Annotated in this window: 22 protein-coding genes; 20 read left to right on the top strand and 2 right to left on the bottom strand. The window is 59.9% G+C overall.

Translation table 11 applies throughout. The features are described from left to right. The first annotated feature begins 58 nt into the window (after positions 1 to 58). From JH25_RS19360 to JH25_RS19375, 4 genes are read left to right on the top strand one after another with little or no spacing between them, the layout of a single operon-like run. Positions 59 to 430 carry a chemotaxis protein gene (locus JH25_RS19360; protein ID WP_025856073.1) on the top strand — a complete coding sequence of 124 codons (372 nt, stop codon included), beginning with the start codon at positions 59 to 61 and terminating at the stop codon, positions 428 to 430. Next, the gene (locus JH25_RS19365; RefSeq protein ID WP_032877414.1) at positions 430 to 747 is read left to right on the top strand and encodes a hypothetical protein; all 318 of its coding nucleotides are present in this window, start codon (positions 430 to 432) and stop codon (positions 745 to 747) included. Before JH25_RS19360 ends, JH25_RS19365 begins: the two co-directional genes overlap by 1 nt. Before the next feature lie 49 nt (positions 748 to 796). Beyond that, entirely contained in the window at positions 797 to 988 is a 192-nt protein-coding gene (locus tag JH25_RS19370; protein WP_032877413.1) for a hypothetical protein, read from the top strand. After that, entirely contained in the window at positions 985 to 1,239 is a 255-nt protein-coding gene (locus tag JH25_RS19375; RefSeq protein WP_032877412.1) for a hypothetical protein, read from the top strand. Before JH25_RS19370 ends, JH25_RS19375 begins: the two co-directional genes overlap by 4 nt. 31 nt (positions 1,240 to 1,270) lie before the next feature. Here JH25_RS19375 and JH25_RS19380 read toward each other — a convergent pair whose 3' ends face one another. Next, the gene (locus JH25_RS19380; RefSeq protein WP_032877411.1) at positions 1,271 to 1,465 is read right to left on the bottom strand and encodes a hypothetical protein; all 195 of its coding nucleotides are present in this window, start codon (positions 1,463 to 1,465) and stop codon (positions 1,271 to 1,273) included. A gap of 89 nt (positions 1,466 to 1,554) precedes the next feature. Here JH25_RS19380 and JH25_RS19385 point away from each other — a divergent pair, with 89 nt between their 5' ends. The 16 genes from JH25_RS19385 to JH25_RS19460 all read left to right on the top strand — a co-directional run bounded on the left by JH25_RS19385 (position 1,555) and on the right by JH25_RS19460 (position 12,392). After that, positions 1,555 to 2,154: a hypothetical protein gene (locus JH25_RS19385; RefSeq protein ID WP_032877410.1), complete on the top strand. Its 600-nt coding sequence runs from the start codon at positions 1,555 to 1,557 to the stop codon at positions 2,152 to 2,154. 1 nt (position 2,155) lies between these two features. Further along, the gene (locus JH25_RS19390; protein WP_032877409.1) at positions 2,156 to 3,646 is read left to right on the top strand and encodes a terminase; all 1,491 of its coding nucleotides are present in this window, start codon (positions 2,156 to 2,158) and stop codon (positions 3,644 to 3,646) included. Next, positions 3,646 to 5,106 (top strand): DUF4055 domain-containing protein, encoded by a 1,461-nt coding sequence (locus tag JH25_RS19395; RefSeq protein ID WP_032877408.1) that lies wholly within the window; start codon positions 3,646 to 3,648, stop codon positions 5,104 to 5,106. Before JH25_RS19390 ends, JH25_RS19395 begins: the two co-directional genes overlap by 1 nt. Beyond that, a complete protein-coding gene (locus tag JH25_RS19400) occupies positions 5,024 to 6,136 on the top strand; it encodes a minor capsid protein (RefSeq protein ID WP_032877407.1) in 1,113 nt (370 codons plus the stop codon). Before JH25_RS19395 ends, JH25_RS19400 begins: the two co-directional genes overlap by 83 nt. Positions 6,137 to 6,144: 8 nt before the next feature. Then, a complete protein-coding gene (locus tag JH25_RS19405; protein WP_032877406.1) occupies positions 6,145 to 6,630 on the top strand; it encodes a DnaT-like ssDNA-binding protein in 486 nt (161 codons plus the stop codon). An 84-nt stretch (positions 6,631 to 6,714) separates the two neighbouring features. Then, the gene (locus tag JH25_RS19410; RefSeq protein WP_032877405.1) at positions 6,715 to 7,488 is read left to right on the top strand and encodes a hypothetical protein; all 774 of its coding nucleotides are present in this window, start codon (positions 6,715 to 6,717) and stop codon (positions 7,486 to 7,488) included. Between the two features lie 3 nt (positions 7,489 to 7,491). Then, positions 7,492 to 8,469 (top strand): major capsid protein, encoded by a 978-nt coding sequence (locus JH25_RS19415; RefSeq protein WP_032877404.1) that lies wholly within the window; start codon positions 7,492 to 7,494, stop codon positions 8,467 to 8,469. A 56-nt stretch (positions 8,470 to 8,525) separates the two neighbouring features. Next, positions 8,526 to 8,831 (top strand): HeH/LEM domain-containing protein, encoded by a 306-nt coding sequence (locus JH25_RS19420; RefSeq protein ID WP_032877403.1) that lies wholly within the window; start codon positions 8,526 to 8,528, stop codon positions 8,829 to 8,831. A gap of 10 nt (positions 8,832 to 8,841) precedes the next feature. Beyond that, positions 8,842 to 9,219: a hypothetical protein gene (locus tag JH25_RS19425; RefSeq protein ID WP_032877402.1), complete on the top strand. Its 378-nt coding sequence runs from the start codon at positions 8,842 to 8,844 to the stop codon at positions 9,217 to 9,219. 2 nt (positions 9,220 to 9,221) lie between these two features. After that, a complete protein-coding gene (locus JH25_RS19430; RefSeq protein ID WP_032877401.1) occupies positions 9,222 to 9,614 on the top strand; it encodes a hypothetical protein in 393 nt (130 codons plus the stop codon). A gap of 1 nt (position 9,615) precedes the next feature. Next, entirely contained in the window at positions 9,616 to 10,272 is a 657-nt protein-coding gene (locus JH25_RS19435) for a hypothetical protein (RefSeq protein WP_032877400.1), read from the top strand. Then, the gene (locus JH25_RS19440; protein WP_032877399.1) at positions 10,269 to 10,688 is read left to right on the top strand and encodes a phage tail terminator-like protein; all 420 of its coding nucleotides are present in this window, start codon (positions 10,269 to 10,271) and stop codon (positions 10,686 to 10,688) included. The genes JH25_RS19435 and JH25_RS19440 overlap by 4 nt, the downstream gene beginning before the upstream one ends. Before the next feature lie 73 nt (positions 10,689 to 10,761). Then, complete coding sequence (locus JH25_RS19445) at positions 10,762 to 11,418, top strand: phage tail protein (protein ID WP_032877398.1); 657 nt, start codon at positions 10,762 to 10,764, stop codon at positions 11,416 to 11,418. Positions 11,419 to 11,421: 3 nt separating this feature from the next. Then, positions 11,422 to 11,802 carry a phage tail assembly chaperone gene (locus JH25_RS19450; protein WP_032877397.1) on the top strand — a complete coding sequence of 127 codons (381 nt, stop codon included), beginning with the start codon at positions 11,422 to 11,424 and terminating at the stop codon, positions 11,800 to 11,802. Positions 11,803 to 11,849: 47 nt separating this feature from the next. Then, a complete protein-coding gene (locus tag JH25_RS19455) occupies positions 11,850 to 12,128 on the top strand; it encodes a DUF1799 domain-containing protein (protein ID WP_032877396.1) in 279 nt (92 codons plus the stop codon). Between the two features lie 60 nt (positions 12,129 to 12,188). Beyond that, positions 12,189 to 12,392 (top strand): hypothetical protein, encoded by a 204-nt coding sequence (locus tag JH25_RS19460; RefSeq protein ID WP_032877395.1) that lies wholly within the window; start codon positions 12,189 to 12,191, stop codon positions 12,390 to 12,392. Here JH25_RS19460 and JH25_RS19465 read toward each other — a convergent pair. After that, positions 12,389 to 12,646, bottom strand: coding sequence for a hypothetical protein (locus JH25_RS19465; protein ID WP_032877393.1), 258 nt, complete (start codon positions 12,644 to 12,646; stop codon positions 12,389 to 12,391). The genes JH25_RS19460 and JH25_RS19465 overlap by 4 nt on opposite strands. Positions 12,647 to 12,726: the final 80 nt, after the last annotated feature.

Raw genomic sequence — 12,726 nt, 5'->3', positions numbered from 1 at the left:
GCATACAACGTTTTTGTGGTAATACAACTAATTTGTGGTATTTATTCTTGGAGTGACGATGGATCCTACTGACCTCGGCCCAGGCACAGCTACCTGGCTGGGCGGTAGTGCCACCGTTGTGCTGGGCGGCCTGCTATGGCTGCGCCGGTTCCTTTCAAAGGATGCGACTGACCGCGCGATGGACAGCGCCGATATCGGCACGCTGAAGCGGTTGAACGAGCTGCTGAACCAGGAGCGAGCGGCCCGCAAGGAAGCCGAAGCCCGCGCCGATCAATTCGCGAAAGAGCGGAACGACCTGGCCGCAGCAGTAGGGCGCATGGAAGGCAAGATCGAAGCGCTGACCAGTCAGGTCGCTCAACTCACTGACCGCGTGACGCAACAGAGCGACGAGATCACTCGCCTGCGCACCAAGCTGGGAGGAATTGCCTGATGGACAGATGTGCTTTGGAATTTATCGCACGCCGCTGGTGGCGCCGGGCCGAGGTCTGGGCTATTGCAGTCGTGCTGGTGGGTGGTGGTGCTGTCTTGGGCTACCAGGCTGCTTACTGGTCGCTCGCCGAGAAGCAGAGCAGCCAAGTGACTGACATACGCAAGGCCTACGACACGGCCATGACTGAGCGGGACAAGCGCCTGGAAGAGCTGACCCGCCAAACTGGTACCGCCGCCGACAAAGCCACGAAGGCTGCAACTACTGCGGCTCAGGCTGCCGACAAAGCGGACGAAGCCCTCAATCGGGTATCGCAGTAATCCGCGCCACGTTTTCGAATGCGCCAAATCGTGGCGCGAGGTTTTGCAGATGAGCAAAGTCACCCGCCTGCGCCACGCGCTTCCCTTGGGGCAAGAAATCAACGCAGCCGTGACTGCGCTCGACAAAGCCATTGCTGATGCCGTGGATGCCGCCAAGTCTGCCGGGTTGCCGCAGGGCCTGATCGTTGGACTGCTTCACGGTCACGCACACGCACAGACACACCAGATGGTGACCGTATGAGAGTCAAGGTTCTGGAGTTCAAGCGCGAAGACTGGCGCGATGCAGCCAAGACCCTGCGCAAGATTGCCGATGACCTTGATGCCGGTGAGCATCCAGAGTGCACCGTAGGCGCCTTGACGCTGATCGGGGCGAAGGGAGAGGTCACTGTGTTTGGCCTCGGCCCCAAGTGTGACGACTTGCAATGCCTGGGTGCGATACGCCTGGGTGAGCAGAAGCTGATTGATGTCCTGCTGGATAACGGGGAAGGGTAGGTGTGCCGCAGGTGAGTGCGGCACGGATGGATCACTGCGCTTTCAGAGCCTCTTGGATTTTGTCCGCGTAGCTAGAGAGCTTTCCCAACTCTTGGTCTAGATGGTTTCCGTTGGGGGAGGTTGCCCCAATGCGCACAGAGATGAGTTCCAGCGCAGCATTTACAGCTAGGCCGCGTTTGTCTGCCGCTGAACCGTTTTCATACTTGACGTGATCTAAAAGAGCCATGTCGCATTCCTTGCTGTTGAGTTGATCCTCACCAATACCGGCAAACCCCTAATATTTCAATCAAGCCTTAGGTTTAGCTGAGACAATTTATGACAACCAAGCAACCCGACTGGGAGGCAATCGAACGTGCCTACCGGGCCGGTTCGCTTTCCATCAGGACTATCGCAGAGCGCCAAGGCGTGAGCGACACTGCAATCAGGAAGAAAGCCAAGGTCCAAGGATGGGCGAGAGACCTTTCTGACCAGGTGCGCAAAGAGGTTCGCAGCAAGCTGGTTCGCGGAGAGGTTCGCAACGACCAAGGCGCGAACTGCGAACTTGACGCCGAGATCATCGAAGAGGCCGCAGAGGAAGGCGCTCGGGTGGTTCGCAGCCACCGTAGAGACATTCGCAAAGCCACGAACCTTGCGAACCTGCTGATGGATGACCTGCTCAATACCATCCAGCGCCGCGAAGAGATCGAAGACGCGATCATCGACGAGACTGACGAGGACAATAACAGCATGCGCCGGGCCTCGATGCTCGCTGCTGTCGCACTACCCAGCAATTCCAAAACCTTGTTTCAGCTTTCCTCTGCAATGAAGAACCTGCAGGTTCTGGAGCGTCAGGCATTCAGCCTGGACGAGAAGGAGAAGACGGACGACGCCGACGAGATCTCGAAGATGATGGACGAACTATCACAGGACGCCTGATATGAAACCCGAGCACATGAAGCTGCTTCGGGATCGGTTCTGGCGACTGAATAATCTCTACTTCATCACCGACAAGCAGGGAAAGAAGGTTCGCTTCCGCATGACGCAGGAGCAGATCGATTACTTCCAGGGGATGCATACCCGGAACATCATCCTGAAAGCTCGCCAGTTGGGCTTTACGACGCTGGTGTGCATCGTCCAATTGGATGCCGCGCTGTTCGAGGCTGCCAAGTGCGCTTTGATTGCCCACACCCTGAACGACGCGAAGCGCCTGTTTCGGGAGAAGGTCAAGTACGCCTACGACAACCTGCCGAAAGAGCTGCGCGCTGCCAACCCGGCGAGGAATGACGCCGCCGGCGAACTGGTATTCAGCAAGGGCGGTTCGCTTTACGTCTCCACCTCCTTCCGGGGCGGCACGCTGCGTTACCTGCACGTATCCGAGTTCGGGAAGATCTGCGCTAAGTTCCCGCACAAGGCGCGGGAGATTGTCACCGGTGCTTTCGAGGCAGTGGCCGCTGATTGTTTCGTCACCATCGAGTCGACGGCAGAAGGCCGGGCCGGGTATTTCTTTGATTACAGTCAGTCAGCAGAGCGCCAGCAACTCGCTGGTGTCCCGCTGGGCCTGCTCGACTGGAAGTTCTTTTTCTTCAGCTGGTGGAACAACAAAGCCTACAGCCTTGACTCGACCGACGTGGTGCTGCCCCAGCGCCTGACCGACTACTTCAGCGAACTACACGCCAAGCACGGGATCGTCACAGACGACGGCCAGCGAGCGTGGTACGCAGCCAAGGAGAAGACGCTCGGCGACGACATGAAGCGGGAATACCCGTCACTGCCGGCCGAAGCCTTTCAGCAGTCGATCGAGGGGGCCTACTACGCCAAGCAGTTCACCAAACTTTATGGCGCGCAGAGAATCGGCCCGATACCGGACAACAGTCATCTGCCGGTGCACACGATATGGGATATCGGCGTCGGCGACTCTACGGCCATCTGGTTCGTTCGGATCGTCGGCGAGGAATACCACGTCATCGACTTCTACGAGAACAGCGGTGAAGGCCTGCGGCACTACATGAAGGTGCTCAAGGATCGCAAATACACGTACGGCGATCACTGGGGCCCGCACGACATCGACAACCGCGAATTCGGCAGTGACGGCAAGACCCGGCGCGAACTGGCCCGAGAGGGCTATGAGATCGACGGGCAAAAATACAGCCTCAAGTTCAGCGTTGTTCCAAAGCTCGGCATCGACGAGGGTATTGAGCAGGTTCGGGAGATTCTTCCGGCCTGCGCCTTCGATGAGTCCAAGTGCGAACTGGGTATTTCCTGCCTGGAGAACTATCGAAAGGAGTGGGACGACAAGCGGGGCTGCTGGAAAGACAAACCACTTCACGACTGGTCATCACACGGCGCGGATGCCTTCCGCTACTTCGCCGTCTCGATGGGCCGACGCAAACGCACAGGCGGAACACGCCGAATTGGAGGCTTGGCCTGATGCCAGTGCAATCGACAAACCCCGACTACGACGCGCACATCGCGGAGTGGGAGATGATGGACGACGCGCTCGAGGGCGAGTGCGCCGTGAAGCGCAACGAGTGCAACCTGCCCAAGCCGAGCGGTATGGTCGAGGCGGAAAAGCTCGACGGCGCCGGCAACAAGTATCTGTACCAGAACTACACGAACCGGGCTCAGTACGAGCACTGGGTGCGCGACTCGCTGCGTTCGATGATGGGTCTGGTCTCCCGGTTGATTCCGGAGATCGAACTGCCCGCCGGGCTGAAGGCGCTGGAAGACAATGCAACGGCCGACGGCTTCGGCCTGAAGCAACTTTTCTTCCGGATGGTGCGCCAGGCCATTTCCCACGGCCGGGTGCCGCTGGTGGTGAACATCGACGAGAGCGGTGAGCCGTACTTCTCGACGTACGCCACTCGCAACGCGATCAACTGGGACACTGCTGATCAAGGTGGTCGGCAGGACTTGGTCCTCTCGGTGTTCCGCGAGTTTCGCAAGAAGGGCGGCGATCGCTACAGCCATGACTGCTACACCGTGTTTCGCGAGTTCTTCATGCTGAACGACGTCTGCTACACCGCCGTGCGGAATGAAGGCGGTGAGCTGGTCGAGGGCGAAAAGCCGCTGGGCACCACTGGTACCGATAACCGGCTGGTCAAAGGCCTGCCATACCTGCCCGTGATTTACTGCGGTTCCACCGACAATTCTCCGGATGTCGACGAGGTGCCGCTGCTGACCATGGCGCGGGCCGCGCTGAAGTCCTACCAGTTGAGCGCTGACTACTTCACCTCACTGCACCAGACCAGTCACCCGCAGCCATGGGTTTCTGGCCTGGATGAAGCGGTGGAGCTGAGCGTTACCGGCCCATCGGCGGCATGGGACCTCGGTCCGAATGGCGAGTGCGGTTACCTGGAATTCCAAGGCGCCGGCATCGAAGCCGTGCGCAAAGCCATGGATGACCAGAAGAACGCCGCGCTTGAGGCAGGCGCCAAGGTCATGGACGTGGCCGGCACCGAGTCGGGCGAAGCGCGTAAAACACGCCAGAACGACCAGCACGCGACACTGCACAGCATCGTTATCACGGTGGCCGAGGCGGTGGAGCAGGGCCTGCGGTACGCGGCAGAGTGGAAGGGCTACGACCCCAAGCAGGTCAAGTTCAAGGTGAATCCCGAGTTCGTAACCCCAGTGGTCGACGCCCAGGTGCTCGCCGAACTTCTCAAGGGCGTGATGGCTGGAACTGTAAGCGCCGACACTTATTGGCAGTACCTCACCACCGGTAAGCTGCCGGACCGCCCATACGACGAAGAGGCCGACCTGATCAGCGATGAGCGCGAGTCGGCCGGCATCAACCTGGACAACGACGATGCCAACGACAAGCCTGGCGCAGGCGGACAGCCAACTGCTGGAGCAGACCACCCGCCACTCGGTAATGCTGGAGCGACTTAAGGCCGGCGAGGTCAAGAAGTTCGAGAAGTACCTGCGCCAGATCGACAAACTGGTGCGGGAGCAACTCACCCGCAAGGAGCTGACCACCTACAGCCGGGACCGCCTTGAGCAATTCCTGGCCCGGGTGGACGGCAAGCTGCTGGAGATCTACAAAGCCTACGGCGACCTGGTACAGGCCGACCTGGTCGACATCGCGCTGTATGAGTCGAGCTTTGAGGCCAAAAGCCTGAGCAATGCGCTCTCCATCGACGCGGTGGTGCCGACCCACACGGTGATCCGTGCGGCGGTGTTCTCCTATCCGCTTCAGGTCAAGGGCATCGACGGCGGCAAGCTGCTGAAGAGCTTCGTCAGCAGCTGGACGCGGACCGAGACGATGCGCGTCACGAACACGATCCGGCTCGGCTTCGGCCAGGGCCAGACCAACGCCCAGATCATCCAGGCGATTCGCGGCACCGCGGCGCAGAACTTCACTGACGGCGTCCTGGCGGTGAGCAACCGCAATGCTGCCGCCGTGGTGCAGACGGCAATCCAGCACGTGGCTACCACGGCGCGAATGGAGACGCTGAAGGCCAACAGTGACGTGGTTCTGGGCTACCGCTGGGTGTCGACGCTCGACCGCAAGACCTCTCAGCAGTGCAAGGGCCTGGATGGGATGCGTTTCGACCTGGGTAAAGGCCCGCTGCCGCCGGCGCATATCAACTGCCGATCAACTACGGTGCCCACCACCAGGCTTTCGGAGATGTTCGCCAAGGACGCCACGCGCGCCTCGGTGGGCGATAATGGCGGGGCCCAGGTCGACGCTCGCCTGAATTATTACGAGTGGCTGGCAACGCAGCCGGCGAGCTTCCAGGATCATGCCCTCGGGCCGGTCCGGGGTAAGTTGTTCCGTGATGGTGGCCTGACGCCGGAGAAGTTTGCCAAGCTGCAGCTCGACAAGTCGTTCAAGCCGCTGACCCTGGCGCAGCTGAAGGATGCAGAGCCTGACATGTTCATCCGAGCAGGCGTTACACTCGGCGCTCAACCAGGTTGAGATAGCACATGCAGATCATCGTTGAGGACGGGAAGGGCAGACCAGACGCGAATAGCTTCGTGCCGCTGGAGAAGCTGACCTTCTTCGGCAACTACTACGGGTTCCGGATACCTGAAGCAGAGGCTGACCAGGTCGAACTGCTGCTGCGCGCTGCGGCCGACATCAACGGTCGCCAGTGGAAAGGGCGCAAAGCCAATCCTGAACAGGCAATGGCCTGGCCCCGACGTGACTGCAAGATCGAATACCAGACATTGTCTGAGACGTTCGTGCCCTTTGAGCTTGAATGGGGTCAGGTACGGCTGGCGATCGAGCTGTATGCAGCAGAGCAGGGCTTTCAGATCGAAGAGCCGACCCACTGTACCGAGCCAAACGGGCGGCGGACTCGATTGAATCGAGATACGCCAGGCCTGCGTATGCGACCGCCGCCATATGCGCCGAGCAGGACGCAGTTCGCCGATTACCTGGTCATGCGCGGGCTTTCGATAGTCCGATAAACCACAGAATTCACACCAAGCCGCCCAATGGGCGGCTTTTTTTATGCCCGTCAGGCGGGCCAACCAAGTCCCCAGGGGATACCCATGCCATTTGAATTTGACCCGGCCGCCGCTGGCCTCACCCTCGACGCAACTCAGACCGTAGCCCTTCAGGAGGCGCTAGGCGGAAAGGTTCAGGAGTATCTGGACAAGGAAGTAACCGGCCTCAAGTCCAAGAACCAGGAGTTGCTGGGCTCGAACCGGACCATCAAAACCGAACTGGACAAGCTGAAGGGGCAGTTCGAAGGCCTGGACATCGAAGCGGTCAAGGGGCTGCTTGCGAAGGTTGGCCAGGACGAAGAAACCAAGCTCATCGCTGAAGGCAAGCTGGACGAGGTGATCACTCGCCGCACCGAGCGCCTGCGCAGCGACTACGACACCAAGCTGAGCGCCGAGAAGACCCGCGCCGACAAGGCCGAGCAATTCGCCGCCAAGTACAGCGACAAAGTGCTGGCCGATTCCATCCGCGCTGCTGCGATCAAGGCCGGCGCGCTCCCTGAGGCCGCCGAGGACATCATCCTGCGCGCCCGGGGCACTTTCAAACTCAGTGAAGACGGCGAAGCGATCGCCACCGACCGTGACGGCGAGGTCGTTTACGGGAAGGACGGGAAGACCCCGCTGTCGCCGCTCGAATGGGCGGAATCTCTGCGTGAAACAGCAACGCACCTGTGGCCAAGGGCTCAGGGTGCCGGTCCGACCGGCGATCAAGGTGGCAAGGCCACGAAAAAGTGGGGCGAGTACACGGAAACCGAGCGCGCTGCGATCGCCCGTGACAACCCTGAGCTCTTCAAGAAAATCCAGGCCACCAAAGGAACCTAATCCATGGCAACTACCCAACTGACCGACATCTTCGTCGGCGACTACTACGCCTCCCTGGCGCCGGTTAACAGCCCGGAAAAGACTGCTGTGTACGAGTCGGGCATCGTAACTCGCTCGCCCGTGCTGGACGCGATTGCCTCCGGCAGCCAGGGTACCGCCGAGATCAGCTACTGGCAGGATCTCAACGCTGATGAAGCCCCGAACATCAGCAACGATGACCCGAACGACCAGGGCGAGGTCGGTAAGGTCGAGCAGGACAGCATGCGTGCGCGTGTTCTGTACCTCAACAAAGGCTACGGCGTAACCGATCTGACTGCGGAACTGGCCAACACCGAACCACAGCAGCAGATCCGCAACCGCTTCGGCACCTACTGGACCCGCCAGTGGCAGCGTTACACCCTGGGCGCGGCTCGCGGCATCATCGCCTCGAACATCGCGAACAACGGTGGTGACATGGTCATCGACGCGGGCGCAACCATCAGTGCGAACGCCTTCCAAGACGCTGCGTTCACCGCCGGTGATGCGGCCGACCAGTTCGGCGCGATCGGCGTGCACTCGGTGGTGATGAACCAGATGGTCAAGCAGGACCTCATCGAGTACCTGCGCGACTCCGACGGCAAGATCATCCTGGCCACCTACCTCGGCAAGCCAGTGTTCATGGACGACGCGCTGGTGTATGGCGCGGGCAAGTACCTGTCCGTGTTCTTCGGCCAGGGCGCTTTCGGTTACGGCGAAGGCACGCCGAAGGTGCCGGTAGAGCTGGAACGTAAGCCAGGCGGCGGTAACGGTGGCGGCGCCGAAGTTCTGTGGGAGCGGAAGACCTACATCCTCCAGCCTGCCGGTTTCAGCTGGAAGGGTTCCGAGGCTCAGAACCTCAGCCCAACCGCGACTCAGTACGCCTCCGCAGGAAATTGGGAGCGCGTGTTCAACCGCAAGCAAGTCCCGTTCGCCGCTGTCATCAGCGGTACCACCACGCCGTAATACGGCCCACACAACCTGGCGTCTTTATGGGCGCCGGGATGCTTTTGAGGTGACTCATGAAAGTGATTTATACGGACAAGCCGGGCAAAGAGCGCGGCGTGTGCTACCGCCTGCTCAGCGAGTTTTTTGGCGTCATCGGCTCCGCGACAGAGGTGGTCGTTGATGGCGATGCCCCGGACATCTACGACGCCTACCAAGCGGCCGGCATCAAGGTTTCCGATGGCAACGAACAGGAAGCGCCGGAAACCGACCCTTTGAAAATGAAGGTCCCCGAGTTGAAAGAGTGGTTGACCGCGAAGGGCATTGCCTTCGACGCGACCGCCAAGAAAGAAGACCTGCAGGCCCTGGTGCCAGCGGAATAAGGACAAACACATGACCGACTTCATCACCGTTGCCGATGTTGATGCCTCGCTGGGTCCTGACTGGGCCGGCACCGGTGATCCGGTCCTTGCTGTGACCATGGCCAATGCCTGGCTCACGGCCAAGATTAAGCGGGCTGTTCCTGATCCGGTTCCGGCCGAGATCAAAACAGCCGGCGCCCAGGTTGCCAAAGAGGCAGCGGCGGGCAAGCTGTACACGGCCACGCAGAAGGAAGTGCAGAGCAAGACAGTATCCGCGCAGTCCGGCACGTCCGTGAGCAAGACCTACGTGGCGGGCTCTACCGATCAGTCGGCGGGCGTCAACTTCGCCCTGGCCCTACTGGAGCCGTGGATCAAGCGCTCAGGCGTGATGATGCTGAAAAGGATCTGATCATGGGCATGCGCGAAGAGATCCAGGCTGAACTGGCCGAGGCGTTCGACGATCCTGATGGCTTGGCCGACGCAGTCAAGCCGGTCACAGGCGTGCGCAAGGTGGCGGGCGAGTACGACCCTGACCTGGGCGGCGAAACGCCGGAGACCACTGTGACGTACTCGGGGCGCGGTGTTCTGGGCAGCTACCTGTCCAAGGAGATCGACGGCTCCCTTATCCAGACCACCGACAAGAAGCTGCTGGTGCTGCAGAACGAACTGTTCGTGTCGGAGGCCGGTGTTCCGACGGCGGTACCGGCTGCACCGGCCATCGGCGATATCGTCAATGGCCTACGGGTGATGAATGTGTCCGCGGACCCGGCGGACGCAACGTGGACGGCGCAACTGAGGAAATGATATGGCGAGCAAGTACGCTAGCATGAACGGCAGCTTTGCCGAGAATATCCGCGACTTCGCTGAGCGCGCCCAGGCTGGTATCGACGCAACCATCCGCGAGATCGTCATCGAAATCGGTAGCAGCGTCATCCTCAAGTCGCCAGTGGGAAACCCTGAAATTTGGGCTGCGAACGTCATTCACCGCCAGGCGAACACCCGGGCGGCTGATGACTACGATTTCAAGGTCGCAGTGCGCAACACGATCATCAATCTGAACGAATCGAACTTCACCAAAGCCGGCAAGCTGCGAAAGGGTGTGAAGTACGCGAAGCCCTTGACCAAGACCGAGCGCGACCAGAACTTCAACGTGAACGGCCTCGTGGCAGGCAAAGATTACGTAGGCGGAAGGTTCCGCGGGAACTGGCAGTTCTCGATTGATACTCCAGCAGATGGCGTTCTTGATCAGATCGATGTCAGCGGAAACGTCAGCATCGCTGTGCTCAAAGCACAGGTTCAATCCCTGACGGCGGGGCAAACCGCCTACATCGTGAACAACCTGCCCTACGGAATCCCGCTTGAGTATGGGCATAGCAAGCAAGCACCGCACGGGATGGTTCGAGTCACCTTGGCCAACTTCCAAAAGACTGTCGACGATGCAATCAGGAAAAATCAGGTATGAGCCACGCCATCATTGCGTCCATTTACGAGGCCAAGCTGATTGCCTGGAGCAAGGCCCGGACGGAGCCGATCAAGGTTGTGTTCGAAAACGTCCAATACGACCCGGCCGACGGCGAGACCTATCTGCGGGCGTTCATGCTCCCAGGTGATACCGCGAGCAGCACGCTCGCTGGCGACCACCGCGCATTCATCGGCGTCTACCAGGTCAGCATTGTGGCTCCGGCCAATACCGGCAAGACCAAGACGAACCCAATCGTGGCTGAGTTGACCGCGCTGTTTCCGCTTTACGCGAGAGACACGAAGGCCGGCATCACCGTCGTCACGATGTCACCGGTCGACCCTGGCCCGGGCATCCCTGATCCACCGACTTTCACCGTGCCGGTTTCGTTCGAATACCGAGCAGACATCGCCATCTGATTACGCCCGTTGGGCAAACCCTGAAACCCGCCTCTGTGCGGGTTTTGTCATTTCTGAAAAAGAGGAAACACCCATGGCCGGCATCCAAATGCCCAACGGCGCCACCTTTGAGATTGCAGCCGCCTACGGCCCCGCAATCCCATTCACCGCCTTGACGAACGCCAATCCAGCCGTCGCTACCGCGGCAGCGCATGGCCTGGCCGAAGGCGATGTCATCGCCGTCAACTCCGGTTGGACTCGCCTTGAAGGGCGTGGTGTTCGTGTCGGCGAGATCGCCAGCGGCACTTTCGCGCTGGAAAACGTGAATACCGTCAACGTCCAGCAGTATCCGGCCGGCTCGGGCATTGGCTCGGTGCGCGAGGTGACGGGTTTCACTGAGATTTCGCAAATCACCGAGCTGAATTCCAGCGGCGGCGACCAGCAGTTTCTGGCCTTTGGCTTCCTGGCGGACGACGATGATCGCCAGATGCCAACGACCAAGAATCCGATCACGCTGACCATCACCGTCGCCGATGATCCTTCCAAGCCTTATGTGGAGGTCTGTGAGGCTGCCGACGACGACAAGCAAGCGCGCCTGCTCCGACTCAACCTTCCTGGCGGCAGCAGCATCATCTACAACGGCTACGTGTCGATCACTTCGACGCCGACCATGTCCCGCAACAACTTGATGACTCGCGTCATCAGCATCGCCCTGACCGGTCGTCCAACCCGCTACGCGGCAGCGGTGTAATCCATGGCCAAGTTCAAGTTGATCCAGAAACCGACCTTCAAGGCGCCGGTGATGATCCAGCGCGCAGGCTACAACGCCGAAAAGGTGGAGTTCGAGTTCAAGTACCTGGACCGTACCGCGCTGGCCGAGCTGTACACCGGCTGGAACGAGCGACACGACGAACTGGGCAAGCAGGTCGGGGATATGGACCTCAAAGCTTTCACGGCCGCCCAGATCGCCCTGCAAGCTGACCAACTGCTGGATGTGGTGGTGGGCTGGGATATCGAAGAGGAATTCACGCCTGAGAACGTGCGTATCCTCGTCAACTCGATCAACTCGGCGCCTAAGGCAGTGCTGAACGCGTACGCCGAGGCCTTCAGCGAAGCCCGCTTGGGAAACTCCTAAGCGCCTCCCGCGCCCTGTATGAGTCTGGGCCATCAGATGCGGACCTGATGGCCTTCGGCTTATCGCGCCAGGATATCCCCGACAAGGAAGTCGGCATCTGGCCGGACAACTGGGAGGCCTTCAAAGTCTTCGAGGCCATGAGCACCCAGTGGCGCACAGGCGCGTTCGGCGCAACAGGCATGGACTACAGCGTTCTCTCCGGGGTGATTCGTATGTGCGGCGTGCCGATCAGCCAGCGACAAACCATTTTCAGCGACTTCCGACATATGGAGGCTGAAGCCCTACAGGTGATGGCGGAACAGCGGGAGAGCGCGAGGGGGGGCTGATCCTCAGGCCCAAAGACGCAAGAAAACCAACATGACGCGGCATGGCCGCAGGAGAGATCTATGAATCAGTCTGATCCGTTTTTCCCAATAATCGCCTGGCGTCGAGGACTGACCAATCCGCGTCGCGAGCCTGTCGAAGTTGATGTTCAGGACGGGCGCGCCGAGTACTTGCTCAGCGGCCCGTATCATCTTACCGAAGGCGCATCAATCGAGGTCAAGGGGGGTAAGGTGATCTATAGCTCTGGGAAGCATAAGCCGTCTTAAAACAAAGCGAATAATGCGCCTAGCAGTGGGGTACCTGTGCCTTGGGCGTAGTAATTTCTTATCTCGATAACGGCGAAGTCTTTCTCTGCTTTTCTCATTCTGTCCTCAACATCCTCTAAGGCAAGGCTGGACCCGAACATGTAGAGGCCATCAGAAATAGCCCGGGGAGATACCTTCAGGGCATCGCCTAGCGAATCTGCGAGGTATCCAATATCTCCTTGATAGATGTACACAAAATCTGGCTTGTTAATCACATTGACCTCCAGGTCATAAACGCGCCGATATTGGCGCTATCCCAGTCCTCGGGCTTGCAGGCGTAGGACTGGGGAGTCCT

The sequence above is a fragment of the Pseudomonas sp. BRG-100 genome (assembly GCF_000737955.1).
GTDB lineage: Bacteria > Pseudomonadota > Gammaproteobacteria > Pseudomonadales > Pseudomonadaceae > Aquipseudomonas > Aquipseudomonas synxantha_A.
The sequence above is the reverse complement of the archived record's forward strand: the minus strand, read 5'-3'. Positions and strand labels throughout refer to the sequence as shown.